Source organism: Coprobacter fastidiosus, assembly GCF_030296935.1.
GTDB lineage: Bacteria > Bacteroidota > Bacteroidia > Bacteroidales > Coprobacteraceae > Coprobacter > Coprobacter fastidiosus.
The window spans coordinates 637,546-664,104 of sequence record NZ_AP028032.1; the positions used below are offsets into that span (position 1 = coordinate 637,546).

Here is a 26,559-nt window from a genome sequence, read left to right on the forward strand (position 1 = left end):
TGAAGATTCGGGGTGTAGCGCAGTCCGGTTAGCGCACCTGCTTTGGGAGCAGGGGGTCCCAGGTTCGAATCCTGGTACCCCGACACAAAAAAGAGGAAGTTAAGTAAATTAGCTTCCTCTTTTTTAGGGATATTCAGTAAATGTCTCTAAAAATCAAAATGGCATATGAAGATGATAGAGCATACTCACTTCATATGCCATTTTTATAGTCCTATTCCTGTAATTTCTCACACAATCTTACCCTACAGGACATGACACTCGGGAAGAAGTCCGAAGACATCTTCTGCCTCTGCCTGTAAAATCATATCATGCCGCTTTCACCGTCCTGTTCCTGATCTTGTCTATCATCAGTACGGCATTTGCCGTATGTATTCCAAAGAAAATCCACAGGATTTCCGTCTTCCTGTTCCGTGCCTTTATTCTTGAGAGTGAGTAATGTTGTTTTTGAGTTCCGAAGCTGCCTTCAAGCCGGGTGGCCCTCTCTCTTGACAACTCACATCTGAGAACCTTCCTCAAGGGTTCATCCCTGGCCGCCCTTCCCTTGCGCACAAAGGATGTGGAGATTCCATATTTCGTACAGAACTTTCTGTTGGCCTTATTGGCATATATAGAGTCGGCCGCCACGCATCTAACCCTTACACTCATAAGTTTCTGCTGCATACGGATACAGTCCTTAAGCCGTATCCCCTCGTTGAAAGCATTGAACGAGAGGTGTTCGATGAACGATATACCGTCTATCTGTATGTTGTTAACCTTTGCGCCGAACTCGACGGACTTGGTTTCCTTGCCTCTTACGATGGGACGTATATAATGACGGTCGATGCTGACGATGCGGTCACTGAATTTCCGACCTTCAAACATTTCCTTTTCCTGTACAAGAACCTTTCTGATGATGGAAAGACGCTTCCGATAATCCTTTGTATATCGGAGTGATGCCCCGTACTCCCGATGAATCTCATCCCTCTGTATGAGGAGCTTTTCAAGGAGTCTGATCATACGCCGCTTGAGCATTCTTGTCCGTGAAACCTTCCTTTTTCTTTTCTTGCAGTAGGAAAGATAGGACTCTGACACATCCGCATATTTGTTGCGCGGACGCCTTATACCGAGTTCCCTGCAATGGCCGCAGATATGTCTGTAGAGCCATTCGATACTTTCCCAAAGCAGTTTCATGTCCGTTGGAAAACGCAGGTGGCTCTCATAGCAGGTGGCATCGGTCATGCACACGTGAAGGTTGTCAAGATAAGGTTTCCAATGTGAAGCCAGAACTTCCTGGAGGGTATCAATGTCAAGACGGGATGCTATCTCATTGCGGATAGCACTGACTATCTTGAAGTTAGTTATGGGAGAGGTCGGATCTATCATGATTCCGCAGAACATCTGGTAATGTATGTTCCCGTTAAGATGTTCCACCAGCTGCCTGTCAGAAAATCCGGTGTATGCCTTCAGAACCATAAGGGCAATCTTTGCCGAAGGGCTGAAGATCTTCCGTCGGCCCGGATGCTGCCGTGACAGACCCGCCGCCTTCGCCATACGCTCAAACGGAAATACGGAATGAAGCCTGCCAAGCTCACTCTCATGAAAACTTTTGCGATATTTTTCTAGAACATCAAATTCTGTGAAGCCCAAAGTTGGGTGAATTTCCGAAATATTTTGTACCTTAGCCATATCTTAGTCGGGGAATTTCCCCCGTTTTGGCCTTCAAACCTTATTTGCGGGGGGATACCTAAAGATACAAAAAAGCCAGCTAATTCGCAATATTTTGTGTATGAATTAGTTGGCTGATTTTATATTATTTACTGAATGTCCCTTTTTATTTATTTCAGTATGATTTAGAGAGTTAAAAGGTAATTTTAACAACGCAGCCAATAATTTAGCATATCAAGCAAATAAAAAATATCAATTACCAATCATCAGAGTCTTCCTTAACCGTTTGTATTGATGCTGCCAATTTCTCTAAATCTGAAAATATACTATTTGATTCCCGTTCACTTTTTACTTTAATATCTTTCCAAACCTTATTATGAAAAAACTTTTGCGCCCCCTTATCTGTATAATTTTCCGCAATGGTAATTAGTCCTAAGTTGCAAGTTGGAGCATTACCTTTTTTATTTTCATGAATAAAATTTAACATTTCAACTTTAAACCGACCATCCTTAACTTGCAATTTAATAGAATACCATATCTTTCCATCATAGGCAGCATAAGCCAGTTTATTCATTGAATACAAAAAAATTGCTTTACCTATAATAATACCAGCGTCTTTGTCATCCATTTGCAAAACCTCTTGAGTATCTCTATAGTAAGTTGATATCCAATCTCGTAAAGAAATATAAATACTTGTCTTATCTACATCTTTAACCTCTATAACCTTACTAAATGTCAATTTTTCTTGACCATAGGAAGAAAAGAAATACCCCATAGAAACAAAGAGTAGTAAAAATAGCTTCTTCATAAAATTAATCTTTTGGTTTGTAAATATGTTTATTATTAACAACCGTAATTTTACAAAAAAAAGAATAAAATAACAAAACTAAATCCTATTTTATTATTCTATATCATATCGAATATCTTATTGAAATCAATTTATAAACTACTAAATAAGTTTCCCTTTGAGTAATACTTCAAAGATTGAAATCGTACTTATCTTTTTCAAAGAAACATCAAATGAGAGATTTTCATCCAGCTCCAACCAATAAGTACACATATTATCAATTTTATAAATTTGGCATTGTTCCTGAGTAGTATTTTTTTAATCGGAATCAGCAAATGTTCCGCATAATTGCCGATCATAATTAGGGTAAAACTTTCTTTTCCCTACGATGTTCTTTATCAGAACTGAAAAACACCTTTAAAAAAACTTTCAAAACATCTAAAGCAGTTTTTCCAGTAGAAAATATATAAAAATAAAGGCAAACCATTAAATAGTCTGCCTTTTATAAAGAAAGGTTGCATCATAGGATGCGATGAAACTCCGAATAACAGGATTTGAGTGCCCCCTTCCTTTGTAATCCACCGTGCATAATGCATACCTCTCGGCGTGGCCCGCCATTAGAAGAGAAAGCTTTGTTCTCGGTATTTCATAAGATTTGATGAGTTTCCCAATCTACTAGGATGCAACCTTATGTCTTACTCGCTTTCTGTATTACAAATATAGTAAAAGTAGTACAATAATCAAATTTTTAGGACAAAAAAATAAGGCTTCTTGTATAAGAAACCTTATTTATATAATAACAAATGAGTTAAGCTTTTTTTGCCTGCTCTACAATAGCCTTAAAAGCATCATTATTGTTCATTGCCAAATCTGCAAGAACTTTGCGGTTGATTTCAATACCAGCTTTATGCAAAGCCCCCATCAATTTGGAATATGACATACCTTCCAAACGAGCTGCCGCATTAATACGCTGAATCCACAATGCTCTGAACTCGCGTTTTTTAGCTTTACGGTCACGGTAAGCATAGGTTAAACCTTTCTCCCATGTATTTTTAGCTACGGTCCAAACATTTTTTCTAGAACCATAGTAACCTTTGGTTAATTTTAAAATTTTCTTTCTTCTTGCTCTTGAAGCAACGTGATTTACTGATCTTGGCATAGTTTTTACTTGTTTTGAATGTTAGCGTCACCTCCTCACGGGATGATCTTCGAGCTATGACATTCGGTTAATAAAATTTTAAACTCGCTTTTTGCTTTAAATAAAAAATCAAAGGCTTATTTCAAGCACAATAACTCTTTCACATTATTGATATCTGCAGAAGATACAAGAGTGAAATGAGTAAGATTTCTTTTTTGCTTTTTAGTCTTTTTCGTCAGAATATGACTTTTGAAAGCGTGTTTTCTTTTGATTTTTCCTGATCCGGTAAGGACGAACCTTTTTTTGGCACCGGAGTTAGTTTTCATCTTTGGCATCTTACTAAATTTTAATTTATGTATTACTAAAACATATAATATTGAGTCTCCTCAATTCTCTACTTTTTCTTAGGAGTAATCATTATAATCATACGCTTACCTTCCAAAACGGGTAACTGCTCTACTCTGCCATAATCTTCCAGATCATTGGCAAAACGAAGTAAAAGCACTTCTCCTTGTTCTTTGAACAATATAGAACGCCCTTTAAAGAAAACATAAGCCTTAACTTTCGCACCTTCTTCAAGGAAACCTTTGGCATGTTTTAATTTAAAATTATAATCATGATCATCGGTCTGAGGTCCGAAACGAATCTCCTTTACGACTACTTTAGTCGATTTAGCTTTCTGTTCTTTTAAACGTTTTTTCTGCTGATAAAGGAATTTCTGATAATCCGTAATACGACAAACAGGAGGAACCGCATTTGGAGAAATTTCTACAAGATCGAGTTCTTGCTCTTCTGCAATACGCAAAGCGTCTTGAATAGAATAAACTCCCTGTTCGACATTTTCTCCTACCAATCTAACTTCTTTTACCCTAATTTTTTCATTGGTACGGTACAACTCTTTCATTCCTTCATTTTTCTTTGAAGGATAATTTTTATTAACTCCTAAATTGTTTTTTTTCTCCATTCAATTACCATTGGGTTATCATTCTTTCAACTTCTTCAGTCAGAAGTTCGGCAAAGGTAGTAATTTTCATCGAACCTTTATCACCTTCACCCTGTTTTCTTACAGAAACTTCTTTATTTTGTTCTTCTTTTTCTCCGACAATAAGCAAATACGGAATTCTTTTGAGCTCATTATCGCGTATTTTCCGCCCGATTTTTTCATTACGGTCATCTACAGTGGTACGTATATCCTGCATTTCGAGTTGTGCAGCAACTTCATGTGCATAGTCATTATATTTCTCACTGATAGGCATAACAACGACCTGTTCCGGAGTCAACCATAAAGGGAATTTTCCGGCAGTATGTTCGATAAGAACCGCAACAAAACGTTCCATTGAGCCGAATGGTGCTCGATGTATCATAACAGGACGATGTTTTTGATTATCGCTTCCTGTATATTCAAGCTCGAACCGTTCCGGTAAATTATAGTCGACCTGAATAGTTCCTAATTGCCAACGACGTCCGATAGCATCTTTTACCATAAAGTCGAGTTTCGGTCCATAAAAAGCAGCTTCTCCCAATTCGACTCTGGCATTTAAGCCCTTTTCTTCACAAGCCTCAACTATAGCACGTTCTGCTTTTTCCCAATTTTCGTCAGAACCGATATATTTTTCCCGATTATTCGGATCACGCAAAGAAATTTGAGCTTCAAAATTCTTAAAATCAAGAGCTTTGAATATAATAAATATAATATCCATTACTTTTAAGAATTCTTCCTTCAACTGATCGGGACGACAAAAAATATGAGCATCATCCTGAGTAAATCCCCGAACCCTTGTCAATCCATGCAATTCTCCGCTTTGTTCATAACGATATACTGTTCCGAATTCTGCAAATCGCAAGGGCAATTCTTTATATGAACGAGGAAATGCTTTATATATCTCACAATGATGAGGACAATTCATGGGTTTCAACAAAAATTCTTCACCTTCTTCAGGTGTATGAATAGGCTGGAAAGAATCTTTACCATATTTGGCATAATGTCCAGACGTCACATACAATAATTTATTTCCGATATGGGGAGTTATGACCTGTTGATACCCGAATCGTTTCTGAATACGACGTAAAAAATTTTCAAGCCGATCACGCAAAAGAGCTCCCTTCGGAAGCCATAAAGGTAACCCCTGCCCTACAGCTGGTGAGAACGTAAACAATTCTAATTCCTTTCCGATTTTTCGATGATCCCGTTTTTTAGCTTCTTCCATCAAAGCTAAATATTCGTCCAACATTTTCTTTTTCGGGAAAGAAATGCCATAGATACGTGTCAACTGATGACGTTTCTCATCGCCTCGCCAATATGCTCCAGCAAGAGATGTTATTTTCACTGCTTTAATCGGAGCTGTATTAGGCAAATGCGGACCTCGACAAAGATCGGTAAAATTCCCTTGTGTATATGTTGAGATCGTTCCGTCTTCCAATTCGGAAATCAACTCCACTTTATATTCTTCATTACGGTCCCCGAACATTTTCAAAGCATCAGCTTTCGATATATCATGCCGTACAATCGCTTCTTTTTTAGAAGCAAGTTCAGCCATTTTAGTTTCGATAGCTGCAAAATCGCCTTCTTTAATAGGTGTATCACCTGGATCCACATCATAATAAAATCCGTTCTCTATTGCCGGACCGATTCCGAACTTTATTCCAGGATAAAGTTCTTGTAATGCTTCAGCCAACAAATGGGCTGATGAATGCCAGAATGCATGTTTTCCTTCAGGATCATCCCATTTAAATAATTTTATGGCGGCATCTTCATTTATAGGACGAGAAAGATCCCATTCTTGCCCGTTTATCGAAGCTGCAAGAACATCCTGAGCTAAACGAGGACTGATACTTTCGGCTATCTGCAACGGTGTAGTTCCCTTAGCGAATTCTTTAACCGATTGATCGGGAAAAGTTATTTTTATCATAATCTTTGTTTTCTTGTTGCGCATAGCATTAATACAACACGCAAAATGTAACAATTGTTTTTATAATTCTTATTTCCTAAGTCTCTATAAAAAGAGATATTTTATCAAGAGCACAAAAGTAATAATTTTTTAGACCCTGTTTAAATTTTATGGCAATATTTTTTTACTATCCAATAAGACGATTCTCAGATCCTTTAAGAGCCTATCTAAATTTTCCGATAATAAGACTTTTACTCTGCTCCCGATCTATATTACTGTTTCTACACGTCATGTAGTCCGACGTTTCTCATCCTTTCTCAAAAACAGTCCTCAAAAAATGTCAGTGTAAAGTTTAAACAAATTCTTATACCCTATCTAAACGTCAATAAATATACCTTTGAAATGATTATTAGGTCTTGTCTTAATGGCGTTTTATTACATTGCCCAAAACCATGGCAAAAATTTAATCTCCCAGCCTTTTAATAACATTATAGGCAGAAACGATTCCTAATTCTCCGGCTTTACTTAAATCGGCAATACCTTTCTGAGTCTCTCCTAAAAAGACATACACTAATCCTCTATTAAAATACGCATCTGAAAAATCCGGACGTAAGCGAATTGCTTCATTATAATCTGCTAAAGCTGCCCGAAAATCTCTTTGTGCACATCTTACATTAGCTCGATTATAATAAGCGTAAACGAATTGCGGCGACATTTCTATAACTTTATCGTAATCTCGAAGAACCATCTCATAATCCATTCCGACCGATTCTTTTTTATTTGACGATGAATTGGGTAATAATATCGATGATGCCGAGTTCTTTGGTAAACTAAACGCTTCTGTAACAGATTTGCTATTTTGAGTATCGAAATCTTGGGTAGAAGCTCGATATTCAATTTGCTTAAACCGGACGACAGCTCGCATAAAATAAGCCAAAACAAAATTATCGCTTAACTGTATCACCCGATTCAGATCATCTAAAGAACTTGCAAAATCTTGTATCAACATAAAATCGAGAGCTCGTCCAAAATATGGGACTGCATTATTCGGATTTATTTCTATCAATTTAGAATAATCATTGACCGAGACAAAATGTTTATTAATTTTTGCAGAGTCCAATGCCATCTCAGCATTTGTCAATAACACCCGATAAGGCAATATCCCGGCTCTATTCAGATTTTCAACCTCGGGGACAAAAGAAATTGTCTGTTTTACCTGATCCGGTTTTTCAGAACATGTAAGAACAAATGCCGGAGCTATCTCTACATTGAAATTCTTATCTTGCACTCTACCTCTTATTTCATTAGTATATTTACTCTTCATATCGGTATTGTCCGCAACCAATAATCGATCAAATTTATTTATATTTTTGTCGGACTCTTTTCTTACCTTATCAGCATCTTTCTCTGAAGTGTCATTTTCAGATTCATCAATATTATCTGCTACTTCCTCATAACTCTTATTTGTATTCTTCTGTTGCTCATAAAGTTTCATAGCTTTCTGATAATCTGATTTTCCGCCGGAAATATCTCCCGATTTCCTTTTTGCTTCAGAACGGGCATAATATCCAGAATAAAAATCGGGATATTGATCCAATACTTTATTGTAATCTTTGACTGCAGCTCTATAGTTTCCCAATTCATCGTATAATACAGCCCGATTATAGTAAGCAAAATAATTATCCGGTTCATATTTCAATACAAAGGAAAAATCTTCTATTGCTTTATTTTTTTCTCCGACCTGGGCTCTTAACAGACCTCGATTGTAATGAGCCATCAGATTATTAGGATCTATCTCCACAACTCTGTCATAATCGGCCATTGTACCTCTCAAATCATCCAAATGATATTTTATCAATGCCCGATTAATATAATAAGAAGACATATTCGGATCAAGCCGTAAAGCTTCATTCATATCTGCCAAAGCATCTTGATAGTCTTTTGTATATTGAAATTTAATAATAGCCCGTTGTGCGTATGCATACGAAAGATGCTTGTCTAAAGATATAGCTTTGTCTATATCTTCGATTGCCTTCAAAGTATCTTTTTTTTCTAACCAAAACTGGCTACGACTTAAATAGCCGTTGTAATAAGACGGATGAGTTTTGATAAGTTTATCAAAACTTTTTTCCGCATCATCATATTTTTTGAGCTGGACTTCTGCTATTGCTTTATTTCCCAAAAAGGTTCGGTCTTCAGGAGCATATTTCAGTCCCTCATTGTAATCATCAATCGCTCCTTGATAATCTCCTAAATTTTGACGGGCAATTCCTCGAACCTGATATGCACCTGTTATAAAAGGGTTACGTTCGAGGCATAAATTACAATCCTCCTCTGCACCTCTGAAATCTTCCAGACTTAACTTGGCGGCAGCTCTATAAAAATAAGGTTCTGCCATGTAAGGCTTTACTTTTATGACTTGATTAAAGTACTGTATGGAAAGTATATAATCTTCAAAATAGAGAGCATTGCGACCAATATTCATTACACGTTCCGTATTCAGTTGAGCTTGAATCGGAACGAAAAAACTTATTAATCCCAAAAACGACAAAATGATTCTCTTTAAATATACCATTATATTATGGGGAAACTGTATTTTCATCTTTCGGTATCTTCTTTTTTAATCTATTATTTCTTGTAGGTCGAAAATCCTACGGAAATATTTTGATTGTCTATCCAAGGATGTATTATTCTCGAATCTTCCAAACTGTAAATCTCAAAACAAAGTACCATTCCGATCTCTTAAAACAGTTGGGACACTCTAAAAATACTTTCATTCTCCTTGATTATTATTTCATATAAACTCTAAATCGCAAATGTAGGGATTTTATAGTATAAAGTTTTACTCTATCATCATATTTTATAGCTTTTTCTTTCTTATAAACATGCAAAAGTTTTCATTTATTATTACTCAATAAACTCATTCTCCTGAATTACACAAGAATTTTATAAATCATAATGCCACACCCATTATTTATCGGAATAAAGACATCCTATAAAAAATTTAGATGACCGGCTTTAAGCGATATGAAAAACTTGAAATATAAAAATTTACACGGTCAAGAGAATCATTTCCGATTAAACTTTGTAAATTTGTTTCTGTTTTTTAGAACGGATAATAAACAGAATCTAAAATTTTGATCAATCATGGAACAGAAATTTATCATAACTATAGGCCGTCAATATGGAAGCGGAGGACGAGAAATCGGGAAAAGATTATCACAATTATTTAATATTGCTTATTATGACAAAGAACTAATCAAAGAGGCTTCCAAAGAAAGTGGTCTCAATGCAGAATATTTTGAAAAAGCCGATGAAAAAGCCCCCGGTTCCCTACGGCACATGCTCTCCATGAGCTGGGCATCTTTAGGCAGTACGTTCGGTAGCGACGGTTCTCTTTGTAATGAGAACATTTTTAAATATCAGTCTGATGTCATTCAACGAATAGCACAAGAACACTCTTGTGTAATTGTAGGGCGGTGCGCTGACTATATATTAAGGGATGTTCCCAATTGTTTCAATATATTTATTCACGCTCCTATGCAAAATCGCATAGAAAGAATCACCAGAACAGAACCTATCGATGTAAAAGAAGCTTTGGAAAAAGCCGAGAAAATAAATAAGCACCGTGCTGCCTATTACAACTTTTATACAGATAAAGAATGGGGAGATTCTGCTTCTTATCATTTATCGATAGACTCTTCTATTTTAGGATCAGAAGAAACAGCTCTTTTCATTAAAAGATTTATTGAACTAAAATTAGAACAATCAAAATAATTATTAAATAATAAAATTCATCATGAAAAGAAAAGTTGTATCACTTGCGGTGGTTTTATTGTTTGCCACAACTATTTCATCTTATGCACAAAGTCTGAAGGATTTTCTTAATTCTTCAAATGTAAAAGACGCTGTATCAAATATTGTATCGGGAGTCAGTGGTGTTAAACAATCTGATTTGGAGGGTACATGGAAATATGCAAGTCCCGCATGTTCATTTACTACTGAAGATCTTTTGAAAAAAGCCGGTGGTGCAATAGTCGCTAATGAAGTTAGTGAAAAATTGGCCGGCATTTATTCAAAAATAGGCATCAGTTCAGAAAAATTCGGATATACATTCGCCGATAGTACGTTTGTAAATAAATTTATGGGACGCAATTCTAAGGGAACATACACGTTCGATGCAGAAAATCAAGAGCTAAACCTACAATATCAAATTGCCGGATTAATAAATATTGGAAAATCTGAAGCTAAAATCGAGAAATCCGGGAATAACATAAAACTGTTATTTAATGCCAATAAATTGTTACAGATATTAACTAAATTATCTTCAGCATCTAAGAGCTCGACAATCAAGACAATCGGGTCCGTTGCCGAGGGTTATGACGGCATGCTGATCGGATTTGAACTAAGTAAATAAACAGTTATACTTAACCTAATATACAATAAGAGGAGGATTAAAAAATCCACCTCTTATTGTATATTAGACATTCTAAAAATTAAATTGAAGCCCGACTCCTAATAACTCTTTAAATTGAACCCGTTTTACTCTACGACCGTCACTCAATCCGATAAGGACATCATCGTCATATACCAGATTTGTTGTTAATGTTGTAGAGAACCACTTATTAATAACCATATTTAATTGAACTTCCCAATTTACATCGACATTTTGAGGCTTCCGTAAATAGTCGGAATATAGATTTAACCGAGAATAAACTGTCATATTTTTCAAAAATTCATATTTACCTTCCAATTTTAGATTAGCTCCTAATTCAGACAAGAGGTTTTTACCCGGCTTTACACCAAATGCACCTTCATCGGAAAGTCGTTTATTTAAAACGAATGTTCCGCGCCATGCTACAGGTGAAAATACCGCTGTAAAATATTTATTAGGTATCCATGTCACCCCAAGTCCGGTCATTAAATATCCGGGAGACATAAATTCCGAAACAGAGATATCCCGGCTGATTGCATAATCATATCCTCTTGTAAATTGTGACTGAAAATTCAAAATGGCACTCGCATATAAATTTTTATATATTTCATATCCGTAATTGGAATTCAAATAAATCTTATCACTGGTTTTCTTTAATCCATCTCCTCTGGTCTTATTCAATCCATAAGCCAACTCCAATCTATTTTTCCATACATGCTTATTATGTTTATAATCTGCTTGATATGTTCCTTGCAAATCAAAGGCAAAAGCATTATCCCCTCCTGTCGCCCAATTTGTAAAACTGACTTGAGTCAACTTAAGACCTGCATATCCAGAAGTCGTCCACAAAGAATCCTTAGTTTCCGCATTAATTTCAGATATACTCATCCCAACAAATAATGTCATCAACAAAAATAATTTTCGGATCGTCATAATTAGCTTTTTATAAATAAATCCAACACAATAAAATTAATATATTTTACATAACAGTTTTTAGCTTAATATTGTTTTCTTTATTTCAAAAAAAACGGATAAACAAATCTGCTTACCCGTTTTCCACTTATTTGATATAGACTTTATTTTTTTGGTATTACAAACGTATTTATAGACCGAGATTCTAAATTCACCGGTAATATAAATTTCCCTATTCTGACTTTCAAAGGTTGTTCAAAATTTTCTTCATTTGCTGCAATAACAACAATCGAATTATCAGGATTTCTGAATGCCAACAAATTATCATATCTTCCCGAAGTCTCAATTCTTCGCGCTCCAGGCTGTACAAAATGGCTGAACTGTTTCATTAAGTAATATTCGGGGGTATATCTATATGTTTTTGTATCCTTGTCAACCGATACTAAGGAGTTCTGACGCCAGAACCAATGGCTCAGGCCATCTTCTTCTAACGAAATATTCCAATACATGTAAACAGATGTTCCATTGCTAAGATAGTGTTTCATCAGATTCCAAGTATAAAAACAATAATCCCAGCTATTCTTTCCATCTCCACATTCGCTTTCAGTCTGCACCAGCTTTAATTCAGGGTATTTTTCATGAACAGCCTTAATTGCACCTTTTCCGGCCCATTGAAAACCGATAGCCGAGACATATTTTTCTGCTTCGCTTTTCATAACGGTATCTATCATCAGATCATTTTTCCGTTCCATCGTTCCAAATAATATCTTCACTCCCAATTTCTGCATTTCCGGACCCAAATATGTTCCGACAAAACGCGATAAAGACTCGGCCGTCCAAATGCATGAAGGAAATACTTGACAAGAATTAAATTCATTTTGAGGTGCAACCATTTCAATACGAATACCTTTGGAGCGATAAGCTTCGATAAACTTTTTAAAATACAGAGCATAAGCTTTTAGATATTCGGGTTTCTGAATAAACATATCCGCCCCTTCTGCTCCTTGCTGATCAGGAATAAGATGATTAACCGTAGTTATGCTATTACTGATCCCCAACTGTTTCATATTTTCCTGTACAGTCTCAGGATCTTGATACATACATGCATAATGTTTATTGTATTTCATCCATGTAGGGGGACACCAAGGAGAAGCCCAAAGTCTTAAATCGGGACGTACTGCCAAAGCTGCCTTAATAAACGGGATCAATGTTTCCTCATCATTGGCTATCGAAAAGTTCTCCATTTCAAAATCTTTATCCGTTTCATTATAGGAATACCAATCCCGAGAAAAATCATTTGCTCCTAAAGGCATTCGTCCGACAGAGAAGTTCATACCATCCTTACTAAAAAGATCTTTTATGATATTTTCTCTATCCTCACTATTCAACTCAGATAATGAAGTCCACCCCAGTTCATTAAAACATGCCCCAAACCCATCAATTTCCTGCATAGGATTATCTAAAAGAATTTCAACGTCCGCACTATCCACAAACTCCGACATAAAAATACCCGGATGAGAAACAAAAAGCGAATCGGCAGTAGTACTTATCCACTCGACTGCTGGACTCCGGTGCTGTGTACATGCACATAATGATATTGTCAAAATGACAATCGAAATCAGATTTTTCATGATACGATAAATTAAATGTATGTGTAAATATTGTAACAAAGTTACAGATTCTTTTATATTATTCAAATATTTCAAAAGACAAAGAGCCGGTCGTAAATTTTCCAGACAAAAAAATAAAAAAGAGCATAACGAATGACTTTCCCGTTCATTCATCATACTCTGAAAATTTTCGGCTTTAAAACTTTATAACAGTTACCTTTTCCAATAGGACAATTTAGTCAAATATTCTTTGTTTTTTCAACTTCATTCATAAGGGGTATTTAAATTTTGTTGAAATTTTTCCCAATATTGCCCCACATAATATCCGTCAACAAAACCATGATGAAAACTCATTGCAACCGGCATTTTTTTTACTCCATTATCTTCCGTTACTTTTCCGAAAATAGATAGCGGCATATTTTCTCCTGCATTCTCGGGAAATTGGAATTGCATTCCGGTAAAGCTATACCACGGATTAATACTAATGACAATAACGTCTTTTTCAGAATCGAGCCCATATGCATCACCCAAACCTTTTCGGGCCAAATCTATCTGCTCTTGAATCGACATTACGAATTCTTTTAAAGACGATTTATAAGGGACTATTACTGAAATAAAAGAGTGACCAGGAAGCGATACTGCCGTATTAAGCCTGATCGAATCAAAAAGCCAGACCTTCCCATCTATTTGCCTATACCGCAAAAACTCGATCTCATTTACAGCCTTCAATGAAGCGTACATAAGAAATTGAGAGAATTTTATTCCTAAACGTTTAGATGTATCATAAGCTTTCGAGACATCTACAACCGATGTTACCGTATAATACGGATTCGCAAAGTTCCTAAAAAAAAGATAGTTTTCTTTTCTTTTCCAATTATCAATATCTACTAACTGTTTCATCTTTAGAATTTGAACTTATCTAAATTTCCCGATAAAAAACTTTAAATGCTTTCCAAACAAAATACCCTGATCATTAAACAAGAAATAATTTTGTATTAATAATCAGGGTATCTATTCTCTATGTTTAAATAACTACTTCTCTGTTTTTTCTTCTTTCTCTTCTGAAAAATCGGCAAGATCTTTTTCTACAAGTAAGTTATACCAACTGAGCAGTTTTTTTATGTCGGTGGGATATACTCGCTCTCTATCAAAATCGGGCAAAATCTCCGCAAAATATTTTCTTAACACATCCGGATTCGATTTTAAATCTATAGATGACACTGCACCGTTTTCTTTTTCTTTCACTTTAATCAATACCTCCCTTAAAGGTACTTCTCCGCTTTCTGTAAAAATAGCGATATCTCCTAATGATATAACTTTATCATGAGCGTATGCTGGTGTCCGTTTTCCCGTAACTACAGACTCTACAATCAACATGTTTTTTGCTTGTGACACTAATTTATATAACCCGGGTTTTCCAGATATAGAAAGGATTGCTTTCAACATAATATCGTAATAATTTTAAAGATTAAATCGGCACAAATGTAACATTCAATATTCAATTTATCAATCGTTATACTCTTTTTTGTATCAAAAGATTCTTAACATTCAAGTTTCCCCTTATAATTCAGGCAGTTCAAAATTTGGGGTATCAAAGGTTTTTTATCATCATTTCGGATAACCTGATCTGCTTTTTTACATTTTTCAGTTTCATCTAACTGCACCGATATTCTTTGCCGCACATCTTCTTCACTACAATTATTCCTTACCATCACACGACAAATACGCATGTCTTCCGGAGCAGTAACTACCCAAACTTCATCAACAGAATTTTCGAATCCCGACTCAAACAGAATTGCAGACTCCATAAAAACAAATGCGGTTTTTTGGCGCATACACCAAGATTTAAAATCCTCCCGAACTATCGGATGAACAATCTCATTGATTCTTTGTAATAATAACAGGTCTATAAATATATAACGAGCTAATAAAACTCTATTCAATTCCTGCCCTATATATATATCTGGACCAAACATAGCGATAAGTTTATTTCGTATTTCCGGGTGTGTATTCATTAATCTTTTCGCTTCGGAATCACTGTCATATACGGGAAACCCCAATATACGAAGGAAATGGCTTACCACCGACTTTCCTGTTCCAATTCCACCAGTTATTCCTACCGATTTCATAATATTTTTTCCTCTAAAATATATTCTATGCTGTCAGGCACTACTTGCAAATGCTTAACAAAAGACGGTTGTTTCAAAACTTTTACAGCCAATTTATTTCCTGAGTTATTCTTTATCTGTCCATAATCTACTCCTATTTCTATATCCCCTGCGGTAACTTTTGCAAAATGACTGATAGGAAGCATATAGCTGACTTCTACAGTCGCCGGGAAAAGAAGCATCGTCATATTATCAGGAATATTCTCTATTTTTACTGCAAGCGTCATTTTTTTCATGGTTATCTCTTCAACAGGAACCATAATTTTCACTCTATCCGGAACAATTTTAGCACCTCTTATTTTTTTCAAAGAAAGATCATAAACTGTCGTATCTGACAAATTTCTCAAAGCAAAAGAATCTGTCTCTATCGTTCTAATGGAGTTCAAAATATAAGAAGGGGCATAGACTGTAACTGAGTCTATCCCGGAAGATATTTCTCCATTAATAACACATTGTGGAACTGTTGATACAGAGCCGACCAAACGTAACTTAAACTTCGCTCCTCTATTTTGAGAATAATATAATGTCAAAGAATCCGGAGAAATAGAAACCAAACCCGTAGTATTTTTAAGTTGTTTACGAACCAATGCGCTCAACTTCGCCAATGAAATAGTAAATTGTCCTCGTTTATTCTGATACTGATTAAAATCTATCTCGACAGGAACAAAGCGGTCTATCATATAGTTCATCATCGTTGTCCCGTTATCTCTTATACGAATGTCCAAATATTGAGGATATTCGTTTGTAATCATTACTTTATCCGGGACATTCGTAAAGCGTATAGGAATCTTGAACGATGCCTCTACTTCTTCATTCAATGACTGCAACACCCAAAAAAGAAACGACAAACCCAAAAATAACAAAAAAGTAATAACTTCTTTGCTCCTTTCACTACGAAAAAAAACTTTTGCATTATGCAACCATTTTTTTATTTTGATTTGAATATAGCGTTCTGTAGCTTTTTTCATTTAACCAATAACTCTAATAAAACAAAGATAAAGTTTTTTATTCGAAATAAAATTACAAATAAAAAACTTTATCTTTAATAATCTCTTAAGATAAGATCTTCTACAAAAAGGCAGGCCGATTAAGCTTGGTTTGTAGTCGTCGAATCGGCAGCAGTAGCATAAATAGAAGATTTATCAATACGAATCCGTACATTATCCGCAATCTCAAGAACGATAATATTATCTTTGATTTCCTTAATCTTTCCATAAATTCCTCCGGCGGTAACGACTTTGTCTCCAACGCTCAACGCTTCACGAAACTTACGAATCTCTTTTTGCCTTTTTGTCTGAGGACGAATCATAAAGAAATAAAAAATAGCAACTAAGGCCACCATCATAATTATACTTGACCATCCAGCGCCTTGTCCTTGTTGTTGCAGTAAAATTGTCAATAATGTCATAATTTCAACTTATTTGTTAAACAATTAAAGATACAGTTACAAATACAACTGTTTTATTTAATAACAAAGATATGACAAAAAAGTGAGATTGAGAAAAAAATATAATAGAAGAGCCTATTTAATTTTTAGAAACATTTTTATTGTCGCTTTATCTGAACTAAAATCGATTCAATATTCCCCAAACTATCTTAGGAACTGCCTAAATTTTTCAATAAGGAAATATTATCAGGTCATTTTTGCGTTTTTGGGATCTATAACGATATTGACGGTATCGGTACGGCAATTCAATTCTTAAAATTTAGACTCTGTGTTATGTAAAGAACATATTTTATAACAAATAGAGGCTATACAGAAGTTTCTGTATAGCCTCTATTTGTTATAAAAATCGTGAAGTTTCGAATCTCTCTATACTTTACCGACTAAAGAACCGTCTTTTTTTAACTGAGAAGCAATAGCATCTAAAATTCCATTTATAAAATGTCCACTCTTTATAGTACTATATGCTTTGGCTATTTCTATATATTCATTCAATGTTACTTTGACAGGAATGGTAGGAAATGATTTTATTTCTGCAATGGCAACTAACATAATGACAATATCCATAAAAGCCACTCGGTCAATTTCCCAATTCTTCGTATGTTGATCTATCAGAGCCTTATTAACATCGACATTCATGAGTGTTTTTCTAAAAAGCATTTTAGCAAATTCGGCATCCTCATCATCTTTAAACATCGGCAAAAGCTCCTGTTCCGCACCTTTACTTTGGTCGAACCGTTTAATCGTTTTCAATACGAAAGTAGAAATCGTTTCCAAATCATCATTCCAATAAAGACTTTGCGCTTCTAAAATTTCCGACAGATCTTCATTTTCAACAATGATGTGTTTGAATGCCTTTTTCCAGAAATCCTGATCAACAGCATACGAATCTTCTTCTGAAGTTAAATATGTTTTATAAAGGTCAGATGCCAATAAGCGATCTAACAAAATACGAATAAAATCCGGTTCATTCACCCAAGAAACAGATTGACGATCGACATACTCCTTTAACATCTTGTTTTCCCGCAATTGCGCAATAAAACGATTATTTATTAAACGTGTATCCGGATTCTTATCTGCTGCAGTCGCCGTATATTTAAAACGGGCATTCTCTATACGTTTATTTTGAGCATCTGTTAATTCGATCATCAAAAGTAACAAACGGTGATACAACTCATAAGCTTTTTCCAAACTGAAAAATAATTCTTTCTCTGAAGTATCTATACTCTTATCTTTATTTACCAAATAAGAGTATACTATTTGTACAACTTTGATTCGGATTAAAATTCGATTCACCATTTTTTAAAGATCCTTTTTGTATTATGCGGCTGCAAAGGTATTACTTTTTTTATTGTACTCCGTCTTAAATGCCTATTTTTTTCTCAAAAATCAACACAAGAAAAAACGAACTTCATTATATTTCTAAAATGTTATCTCAAAATATTTGTTTCTTCAAAATAAAATAGCATATTTGCATTTGAATACATAATTAATAAAATATTTCATCACACACAAGAACATTACTTAATATGGAAAATCTGAAAAAGGAAGACACACTCAATAAGAAGGAGAATGATATAGTATTTACAAAAACACTGAAAGCCGGAAAAAGAATTTACTATTTAGATGTTAAGAAGAACAAAAAAGATGAATTTTTTCTAGCTATTACAGAAAGTAAAAAAATTATTTCCGGTGAAGACTGTAATCCCATAGTCCAGTTTGAAAAACATAAAATCTTTTTATATCAAGAAGATTTCGACAAATTCACATCAGGACTTAATGAGGTAATGACATATATCAAAGATAACTCTCCAGAAAAAGATTCAGAAGAAAAAATAGAAAGTCTTTAGTCCAATCTACAAAAGAAGAATTTTCTCTTAAAATTTTTTTATGGGGAAAAAATCTTTTCAATTTACAGATTTCAAGATATAAAAAATTCTACTTTATACGAATATACTCAAGTAAAAAATTTTATTTGAGTATATTTTATCTTTATATTTCTACCTCACAAAGCCAATAACAAAACAACGTTATGTATATTACAAATTAAGTTCCTTTCTTAAATATTGCGTTGTATAAGTATCTTCCGTTTTACATATTTCTTCCGGTGTACCGGTAGCAAGAACTTGTCCTCCTCCTTGTCCACCTTCAGGTCCCATATCTATAATGTAATCGGCAGACTTTATAACATCCAAATTATGTTCTATTACCAAAACCGTATTTCCTTTATCTACTAAACGATTGAGGACATTCAACAAAACTCGAATATCTTCAAAATGTAAACCTGTGGTCGGTTCGTCCAATACATAAAGAGTTTTTCCTGTATCTTTTTTAGATAATTCGGTAGCTAACTTCACACGCTGACTCTCTCCACCCGATAACGTAGTGGACGGTTGCCCTAATTTAATATAGCCTAACCCGACATCTTGGAGGACTTTTATTTTATTTAAAATTGCCGGGATATTTTCAAAAAATTCAACGGCCTGATTAATCGTCATATCAAGAACGTCTGCAATAGATTTTCCTTTGAAACGGACTTCTAACGTTTCTCTATTATATCGTTTTCCATGACATTCCTCACAAGGGACTAATACATCCGGTAAAAAATTCATCTCAATAGTCTTATAACCGTTTCCTCCACACACTTCGCACCGTCCTCCGGCAACATTAAAAGAAAATCTCCCCGGTTTATATCCTCGTATTTTGGCTTCCGGAAGATCAACAAAAACATTCCGTATATCAGAAAACACCCCCGTATAAGTTGCCGGATTCGAACGAGGCGTACGGCCTAATGGTGACTGATCAACGTTTACGATTTTATCAATATATTCTAACCCTTCTATATTCACATAAGGAAGAGGTTCTCGTTGTGCCCGATAAAAAAGATGACTAATTATCGGTTGCAATGTGCCATTAATCAAACTCGATTTTCCACTACCGGAAACTCCCGTTACACAAATAAATTTTCCTAATGGAAATTCAACGGTCAGATTTTTCAGGTTATTTCCTGTCGCACCTTGTAAAACGATAGATTTTCCATTCCCTTTTCTCCTCGTTTTGGGTATCGGGATTTCCATATTACCATTCAGATATGCCGCCGTCAACGTTTTTGTCTTCAACATTTCTTTCGGAGTTCCTGCAAAAACCACTTCCCCGCCAAGACGGCCGGCTCTGGGTCCCATATCTATGACATAATCTGCCTCCAGCATCATTTCCTTATCATGTTCAACAACGATAATAGAATTTCCGGCATCCCGAAGCTGTTTCAACGAACGTATCAAACGAGTATTATCCCTCTGATGTAATCCGATACTCGGTTCGTCCAAAATATAAAGGACATTGACCAACTGAGACCCTATTTGTGTAGCCAAACGTATGCGTTGGCTTTCTCCTCCGGAAAGAGTTGCCGAAGCTCGATTCAAATTCAGATACTCCAATCCGACATCTACCAAAAAATGCAGTCTGGAGCGTATTTCTTTTAAAATTTCTTTCGCAATCGCAGCCTGCTTTGAGGACATTTGCATTTCTATCCCGTCTAACCAACAAGAAAGCTCAGAAATATCCATCTCCGCCAATTCAGCAATATTTTTTCCTTGAATACGATAATGCAAAGCCTCCTCATTTAACCTGTGACCGTTACATTGAGGACAAATAACTGTTTTTACAAACTGGCCTGCCCATTTCTGAGCCTGAGCTGTAGCCTCATTCTGCTGTTGCATCTCGATATACTTTATCAGACCATCGAAAGTGAGAAAATAATTAGAATTTCCCAGTGATTGGTTTTTGATATTCAACCGTTCATCCGTTCCGTTCAGGATATCATCCAAAGCCTCCTCCGGAACATCTTTCAGAGGGGTCTTCAGTGTAACTCCATACTTATCGCAAATAGCCTCTATCTGCCAGAATAAAAGGGTATTTTTATATTTTCCTAACGGAACAATCCCTCCTTGATATATCGACCGATTCGGGTCAGGAATTATCTTGCTTTTATCTATAACATTGACATACCCCAATCCTTTGCACCTGGGACATGCACCTTGCGGAGAATTAAATGAAAAATTATGCGGAGCTGGTTCACTATACGAAAGACCGGTTTTCGGATCCATCAACATACGGCTATAATGACGTACCTCTCCAGTCTCCGCATCCAAAATCATTATCAATCCATCGCCCTGTTTCATGGCGGTTTGTACGCTTTCTTTCAGGCGTCGTTCGTCTTTTTCCGAAACGATCAATTTATCTACCACCAGCTCTACACTATGGTTTTTATAACGATCGAGCTTCATTCCGCGTAAAATTTCGCGTAATTCTCCGTCGACACGAACTGTCAAATATCCTTTTTTACGAACCTGTTCAAAAAGTTCTTTATAATGACCTTTACGATTTCTCACCAATGGCGCTAAAACATAAGTTTTCCGTCCTTTATATCTATCAAGAATCAAAGCTAAAATCTGCTCTTCGGTATATTTGACCATCTTTTCTCCTGAGATATAAGAGTAAGCCTCTCCTGCCCGAGCGTATAAAAGCCTTAAAAAATCATAGATCTCCGTTGTTGTTCCTACCGTAGAGCGAGGATTTTTATTCGTTGTTTTCTGTTCTATGGATATCACCGGACTCAATCCGGTTATTTTATCGACATCCGGGCGTTCCATATTCCCCAAAAAATTACGGGCATAAGCCGAAAACGTCTCAATATAACGACGTTGGCCTTCGGCAAATATAGTATCAAATGCCAATGAAGATTTCCCACTTCCGCTTAATCCGGTAATGATAGTAAAACTGTTACGAGGTATTTCAACATCTATATTCTTAAGATTGTGTACCCGAGCCCCGAGCACTTCTATTTTATCGTCTTTCTTTATCATTTTTTACTACAAATCATTTAAAATCAGCAAATGAAATAGCCTGATAATATCAGTCTATTGTCCATTTTTTATTATATACCGGTATCTGACGTGTACTATAATATAGATCTTTCTTTTCCGGAATCAGTATTTTATATGTTTTCCCGTTTTTATTCGGAAGGCTGCGATCTCTCAACCATGAATTAAATTCTTTTAATTGAGCATAGGTAATACCATGATTTTTTGCAAATGTAGCAAGATCCTCAATCGGCGTATTTACCATTATTTCTCGCACACGCACCGGATGGTATAACTGGTGCTTTCTTACGGCAAATCCAAACCGATACGGGTCTTCGAGAATTTCTTTCAATACCAACGCCCGAAAAACGTATCTGGAGGTTTCTTCATTTAACCAAAGATCAAATGAAGAATCGTGTTGTTGCTTCACCAGTTCTTTCGAAATTCTCCCCATTCCTGCATTATAAGAGGCCGCAACAGTAGTCCAACTACCATATTTGGCATAAGCCGATTTCAGATAACGACAAGCCGCCTCTGTTGACTTTTCGATATTAAACCGTTCATCGACATAATCGTTCACCTCGAGTCCTGCTTCTTTTGCTGTAGAAGGTAACAGTTGCCACAGTCCCGCAGCTTTTGCAGGAGAAACTGCACGAGGATTTAAATAACTCTCAATAGCTGCTAAATAAATGAAATCCTCAGGAATACCGTTCTTTTTAAGAATTGGTTCGATAAGGGGAAAATAACGATTAGCCCGTTTTAAAATCAAGAGCGTATTCGAATGCATATAACAAAAACTTGTCAGCTCCCGATCATACCGTTCTCTCATATCGAATCTGTCCAAATCAACTCTCTCGCCTCCCCACTCTACTTTTGCAGGAAAATCCGGTATAATATTAACGATAAGAGATGATGTAAGCAGATCTTTTTGCGGAGTTTTAAAAGAAACGATTGATAATATCGTCAATAGTGGCATAATCGCAACTATCGACATGTAAATATACTTTTTTTTCATTTTTTTACCCAATATACCCGGTTCTAAAAACCTATTTAAATTTTTCGATGAGGAAAGAAACAGACTCTAATTACGAGGTCTTAAAATATTTATATTCCCCTTTAATTTATAATTCTGGTTATCAGCTCCTTTTGCTTCTATAATATAATAGTAAACTCCGGGTGGGACTAATTTCCCTTTATACTTTCCATCCCAACCTTGTGCCGGGTCACTAAAACGGAAAATTTCAACTCCCCATCGATTAAATATCCAACACTTAAACTGAACTATCGATTTATAGGCGACTTTCCACTCGTCATTCACACCGGGACTTGTTCCGGGAGAAAAAATATTCGGAGCTTCAAGGCGAGACTCGCCTACCGTTATAGTAAAAGAGGTATCTCTGCTGCAATATGAATTGGTCGCTTTAAGCCGGACATAAGTCGTTCCCTCATCCTTGAACGTGTATCGCAATATTTTATCCGGATATATAGCATCTACAATAGGATCATCCACCTCACTCGGATTCTCCTGCATAAACTCCCATGCATAATAATTATCTCCGCTTACATAAGCTTTAAATTCCATTTCTACAGGAGCTGAACCACCGAAAGATCCATCTTCCGGAGCTGTATTCCATTCATTTTTTGCATCTCTTAATTGTTGAGAAACTACAGCTTTCATTAAAATTGCCCGAGGTTCATATTCATCAGATGTAGAAAACGTTTTTATAGCACCGTTCCAACCTTTATACGGAATAGAATCGATCACTGTAAACAGCGTTTTTTCATACGGTGCTGGAGCATACAAACTGACGGTTTCCCCACTCTTTGAAACAAGACCTTGTACCGTATCTTCTACCATTTTCAAATCTTTCAATGTGTCATCCCATTTCCAAGTTTTATAAGCGACTGCACGATTTACTCCTTTCCATTTCCCATTGACTGTATAATAGGCAATATCAAGACCCGTTCCGGCCAAACGAACATCTTCACACTGATTAGCATACTCCTCATCCGCATACAAAGAAGATACTTCTTTATAAGTCGATAACCAAAGATAAATAGAAGCATCTCCTTGTTCGATGACATACCCATAATCTTTCTCTGCAGATGAATACGTCAAAGAATTTCCGTTAGAAATAGGAGTTTTATTATTTATCCCCGTACGATCAAATCTATACCAATTGACAGGTGATCCCGATGTAGAATTAAACCGAATCGTAGCCTGTGACGATGAAGGGATTACAAAAACATAATCTAACCCTGTCTCCGATTTATTTACTCCTGTCCAACGATAAGCTCCGTCAACTTCTACAGTTTGCGCATATAAAAGAGATACGAAGAATATATATAACGATAAAATACAGAATCTTTTCATCTCCAACTCTCCATAATAGTTAATCGTCAAAGATACGGCATTTCAAAGAAAGAAATAAATAAAAAATCAAAAAAGGATTATACAAGCCTGTTCAAATTTTCCGGTAAAAGGGTCTCTCTGCCTCTTTAAGTTCATTATTCTATTTTTGCATGTCACAAGATGGAATCAAAAAAATATCCTCAAAATAGCTGTCAAAAATATCTGAACAAAACTTAAACAGACTCTCATAATCATGAAGTTTTTCTAAGACATTGCCACAACAAGGAAAATTTTATACCTTTGTTTTTCATATATCATATACGGATAACAATAAAAACAAATAAGCTGATCGCATGATTCTAAAAAAAATATCTTTCTTACTTTTCATTTTTTTTATCGGATATTTATCATTGCATGCCGATAATTTCCCGCAAAAATCGATAGACGGTAAAGGGTTTTACTTATATAAAGTAAATCGTGCAGAAGGATTTTATTCTATTTGCAAAAAATTCGATGTCTCTAAAGAGGAAATCATACAATTCAATCCGTCGGCTAAATACGGATTAAAAAGCGGGCAAGAATTACTGATTCCGATTAAAGGTGTAAAAGTTGCTATTCAAGAAACAGAATCGCCATATTTCGTTCATACCGTATCTGCAGGAGAAACGCTATATGCAATATCCCGCATGTACCATATCAGTACAGACTCCATAGTAGCTTTAAACCCGGGATCGGAAAAGGGAATACAAATAGGAACAAAATTAAAGATTCCTCAAATTAACTCGAATACATCGTCCGATTCTTCAATATCCAATAATACTCGAAACCAATATATTTTCCACACGATTGCTCCTAAAGAGACATTATTTTCCGTTTCCCGAAAATATGGCATTTCCGTAGAATCCGTATTAAAACAAAATCCCGGGCTATCACCTTCGAACTTCTCAATCGGGAAAGTTATACGAATTATCCCTGAACAAAATAATGAAAGGGTTCAAAAAAACAATGGTCCTAAAACTTTTTTATACACAGTAAAGAAAAAAGAGACTTTGTACAGTATCGCTCAACAATTCGACATTACAATAGACGATATCAGGGCTTGTAATCCGGGAATCGGAGAGCTCAAAAAAAACGATACGATAAATATTCCGGTAAAAGAATCTCCGACCGATATTTCTCAAGCCTTAACTCACGAAGATATTAATCAAATATACAATGATCTTTATTCAATAGAAAAAGACGGAAAAATCAACGTTGCCGTCTTACTTCCTTTTATGCTTTCCCAAAAAGAAGATGCCAGATCGGCTCTTTATCTTGAATATTATCAGGGATTTCTTTTGGCTGTGGACAGCTTGAAAAAACGGGAAACATCTATTAATGTATATGCTTATGACACAGAAGGGAAAAGTTCTACCCTCGACAATATCCTGTCAAAACCCGAAATGAAATCGATTGATTTGATTATCGGCCCTGCCGATAATAACCTGATACAGAAAACAGCAGAATTTGCACTCAAAAACGAGATCAACATGGTAAATGCATTTTCTCTGAAAAATGACGAAGCAAACCACAACGCCCATGTTTTACAAACAAATATACCGCACTCCTATCTATATGCTGAGGCTGCAACCGAATTGGTACGTCAATTCGGAAACAAGCAAGTCATATTTTTACTTGACGATAACAATGCGGATGAAAAGAAAGATTTCATCAACTCTGTAAAAGCGGAATTGCGACATAAAAATATTCAATCCAAAGATCTTCATATTGCTTCAGATCCTGAACTTACAATGCTGAACAGCTCCTTACCGGAAAACTCCGATATTCTTATTATCAGCAATTCTTCTACAAAAAATTCTGTCGGTAAAATCATTGCACCATTGACCAAGTTGAAAGATGATCGTGCCGATCTTTCTATTACGTTGTTCGGATATCCCGAATGGCAGACATATACAAAAGAGTATCTGAATAATTTTCATAAACTAAATACGGTTATATTTACTCGATTTTACACAAATCCGACAGATTATGACTGGAAAGAATTCCAAAAGAAATTTTATTTCTGGTATAACAAAGATATGATCAATGCCAACCCCAAATACGGATTATTAGGATTTGATACGGGTATGTATTTTTTGAGTGTATTAAAACAATACGGAAAAAATTTTGAAAACCATCTTAACCAAGTAGAGTCTTCAAGTATACAAACCGACTTTAAATTCCAGAGAATCAATAATTGGAGCGGATTTATAAACAAAAGTTTCTATTTTGTCTACTTTAAGCCTTCATATATTATTGAGAAACGGGTAATAAGATAA

The 26,559-nt window shown here is 35.6% G+C and carries 22 protein-coding genes and 1 tRNA gene; 5 read left to right on the forward strand and 18 right to left on the reverse strand.

The features are described from left to right. The first annotated feature begins 8 nt into the window (after nt 1-8). Nucleotides 9-83 (forward strand) — tRNA-Pro (locus QUE35_RS02550). Between the two features lie 223 nt (nt 84-306). On the opposite strand, the gene QUE35_RS02555 is transcribed toward QUE35_RS02550, so the two are convergent. The 7 genes from QUE35_RS02555 to QUE35_RS02585 all read right to left on the reverse strand — a co-directional run bounded on the left by QUE35_RS02555 (nt 307) and on the right by QUE35_RS02585 (nt 9,059). After that, complete coding sequence (locus QUE35_RS02555) at nt 307-1,665, reverse strand: transposase (protein ID WP_022601248.1); 1,359 nt, start codon at nt 1,663-1,665, stop codon at nt 307-309. A gap of 235 nt (nt 1,666-1,900) precedes the next feature. Further along, nucleotides 1,901-2,452, reverse strand: a complete 552-nt coding sequence (locus tag QUE35_RS02560; protein ID WP_022601247.1) for a DUF4468 domain-containing protein — start codon at nt 2,450-2,452, stop codon at nt 1,901-1,903. A 787-nt stretch (nt 2,453-3,239) separates the two neighbouring features. Further along, on the reverse strand, nt 3,240-3,590 hold the full coding sequence (rplT, locus tag QUE35_RS02565; RefSeq protein WP_022389765.1) for a 50S ribosomal protein L20: 351 nt from the start codon (nt 3,588-3,590) through the stop codon (nt 3,240-3,242). Nucleotides 3,591-3,706: 116 nt separating this feature from the next. Continuing rightward, nucleotides 3,707-3,904, reverse strand: coding sequence for a 50S ribosomal protein L35 (gene rpmI / locus QUE35_RS02570; RefSeq protein ID WP_009317128.1), 198 nt, complete (start codon nt 3,902-3,904; stop codon nt 3,707-3,709). A gap of 59 nt (nt 3,905-3,963) precedes the next feature. Next, nucleotides 3,964-4,473 (reverse strand): translation initiation factor IF-3, encoded by a 510-nt coding sequence (gene infC, locus QUE35_RS02575; RefSeq protein WP_044261685.1) that lies wholly within the window; start codon nt 4,471-4,473, stop codon nt 3,964-3,966. A gap of 64 nt (nt 4,474-4,537) precedes the next feature. Next, a complete protein-coding gene (gene thrS / locus QUE35_RS02580; protein ID WP_031258617.1) occupies nt 4,538-6,478 on the reverse strand; it encodes a threonine--tRNA ligase in 1,941 nt (646 codons plus the stop codon). A 442-nt stretch (nt 6,479-6,920) separates the two neighbouring features. After that, the gene (locus QUE35_RS02585; RefSeq protein ID WP_286262101.1) at nt 6,921-9,059 is read right to left on the reverse strand and encodes a tetratricopeptide repeat protein; all 2,139 of its coding nucleotides are present in this window, start codon (nt 9,057-9,059) and stop codon (nt 6,921-6,923) included. Nucleotides 9,060-9,604: 545 nt separating this feature from the next. On the opposite strand from QUE35_RS02585, the gene QUE35_RS02590 reads away from it, so the two are divergent. Both QUE35_RS02590 and QUE35_RS02595 read left to right on the forward strand, forming a co-directional pair. Further along, on the forward strand, nt 9,605-10,234 hold the full coding sequence (locus QUE35_RS02590) for a cytidylate kinase-like family protein (protein ID WP_009317132.1): 630 nt from the start codon (nt 9,605-9,607) through the stop codon (nt 10,232-10,234). A gap of 22 nt (nt 10,235-10,256) precedes the next feature. After that, nucleotides 10,257-10,874 carry a DUF4923 family protein gene (locus QUE35_RS02595; RefSeq protein WP_022601243.1) on the forward strand — a complete coding sequence of 206 codons (618 nt, stop codon included), beginning with the start codon at nt 10,257-10,259 and terminating at the stop codon, nt 10,872-10,874. 72 nt (nt 10,875-10,946) lie between these two features. Here QUE35_RS02595 and QUE35_RS02600 read toward each other — a convergent pair whose 3' ends face one another. From QUE35_RS02600 to nusB, 8 genes are all read right to left on the reverse strand, one after another. Continuing rightward, on the reverse strand, nt 10,947-11,819 hold the full coding sequence (locus tag QUE35_RS02600; RefSeq protein WP_433996983.1) for a DUF3078 domain-containing protein: 873 nt from the start codon (nt 11,817-11,819) through the stop codon (nt 10,947-10,949). Nucleotides 11,820-11,968: 149 nt separating this feature from the next. After that, a complete protein-coding gene (locus QUE35_RS02605) occupies nt 11,969-13,435 on the reverse strand; it encodes a glycoside hydrolase family 30 protein (protein ID WP_031258612.1) in 1,467 nt (488 codons plus the stop codon). A 243-nt stretch (nt 13,436-13,678) separates the two neighbouring features. Continuing rightward, entirely contained in the window at nt 13,679-14,314 is a 636-nt protein-coding gene (locus QUE35_RS02610; RefSeq protein ID WP_022601240.1) for a CatA-like O-acetyltransferase, read from the reverse strand. A 132-nt stretch (nt 14,315-14,446) separates the two neighbouring features. Further along, on the reverse strand, nt 14,447-14,860 hold the full coding sequence (locus QUE35_RS02615) for a DUF5606 family protein (RefSeq protein ID WP_022601239.1): 414 nt from the start codon (nt 14,858-14,860) through the stop codon (nt 14,447-14,449). Between the two features lie 95 nt (nt 14,861-14,955). Continuing rightward, nucleotides 14,956-15,543, reverse strand: coding sequence for a dephospho-CoA kinase (coaE, locus tag QUE35_RS02620; protein WP_022601238.1), 588 nt, complete (start codon nt 15,541-15,543; stop codon nt 14,956-14,958). Next, nucleotides 15,540-16,550: a YbbR-like domain-containing protein gene (locus QUE35_RS02625; RefSeq protein ID WP_022601237.1), complete on the reverse strand. Its 1,011-nt coding sequence runs from the start codon at nt 16,548-16,550 to the stop codon at nt 15,540-15,542. The genes coaE and QUE35_RS02625 overlap by 4 nt, the downstream gene beginning before the upstream one ends. Before the next feature lie 119 nt (nt 16,551-16,669). After that, complete coding sequence (gene yajC / locus QUE35_RS02630) at nt 16,670-16,990, reverse strand: preprotein translocase subunit YajC (RefSeq protein WP_022390048.1); 321 nt, start codon at nt 16,988-16,990, stop codon at nt 16,670-16,672. Nucleotides 16,991-17,395: 405 nt separating this feature from the next. Continuing rightward, complete coding sequence (gene nusB / locus QUE35_RS02635) at nt 17,396-18,325, reverse strand: transcription antitermination factor NusB (protein WP_022389740.1); 930 nt, start codon at nt 18,323-18,325, stop codon at nt 17,396-17,398. Between the two features lie 230 nt (nt 18,326-18,555). Between nusB and QUE35_RS02640 the strand changes: the two genes are divergently transcribed. Further along, entirely contained in the window at nt 18,556-18,876 is a 321-nt protein-coding gene (locus tag QUE35_RS02640; RefSeq protein ID WP_009317142.1) for a DUF3276 family protein, read from the forward strand. Between the two features lie 189 nt (nt 18,877-19,065). On the opposite strand, the gene uvrA is transcribed toward QUE35_RS02640, so the two are convergent. The 3 genes from uvrA to QUE35_RS02655 form a co-directional block, all read right to left on the reverse strand. Then, entirely contained in the window at nt 19,066-21,891 is a 2,826-nt protein-coding gene (uvrA, locus tag QUE35_RS02645) for an excinuclease ABC subunit UvrA (RefSeq protein ID WP_022601236.1), read from the reverse strand. 49 nt (nt 21,892-21,940) lie between these two features. After that, nucleotides 21,941-22,903, reverse strand: a complete 963-nt coding sequence (locus QUE35_RS02650; RefSeq protein ID WP_022601235.1) for a lytic transglycosylase domain-containing protein — start codon at nt 22,901-22,903, stop codon at nt 21,941-21,943. A 66-nt stretch (nt 22,904-22,969) separates the two neighbouring features. Then, nucleotides 22,970-24,262 carry a T9SS C-terminal target domain-containing protein gene (locus QUE35_RS02655; protein ID WP_022601234.1) on the reverse strand — a complete coding sequence of 431 codons (1,293 nt, stop codon included), beginning with the start codon at nt 24,260-24,262 and terminating at the stop codon, nt 22,970-22,972. A gap of 332 nt (nt 24,263-24,594) precedes the next feature. Here QUE35_RS02655 and QUE35_RS02660 point away from each other — a divergent pair, with 332 nt between their 5' ends. Beyond that, on the forward strand, nt 24,595-26,559 hold the full coding sequence (locus QUE35_RS02660; RefSeq protein ID WP_022601233.1) for a LysM peptidoglycan-binding domain-containing protein: 1,965 nt from the start codon (nt 24,595-24,597) through the stop codon (nt 26,557-26,559).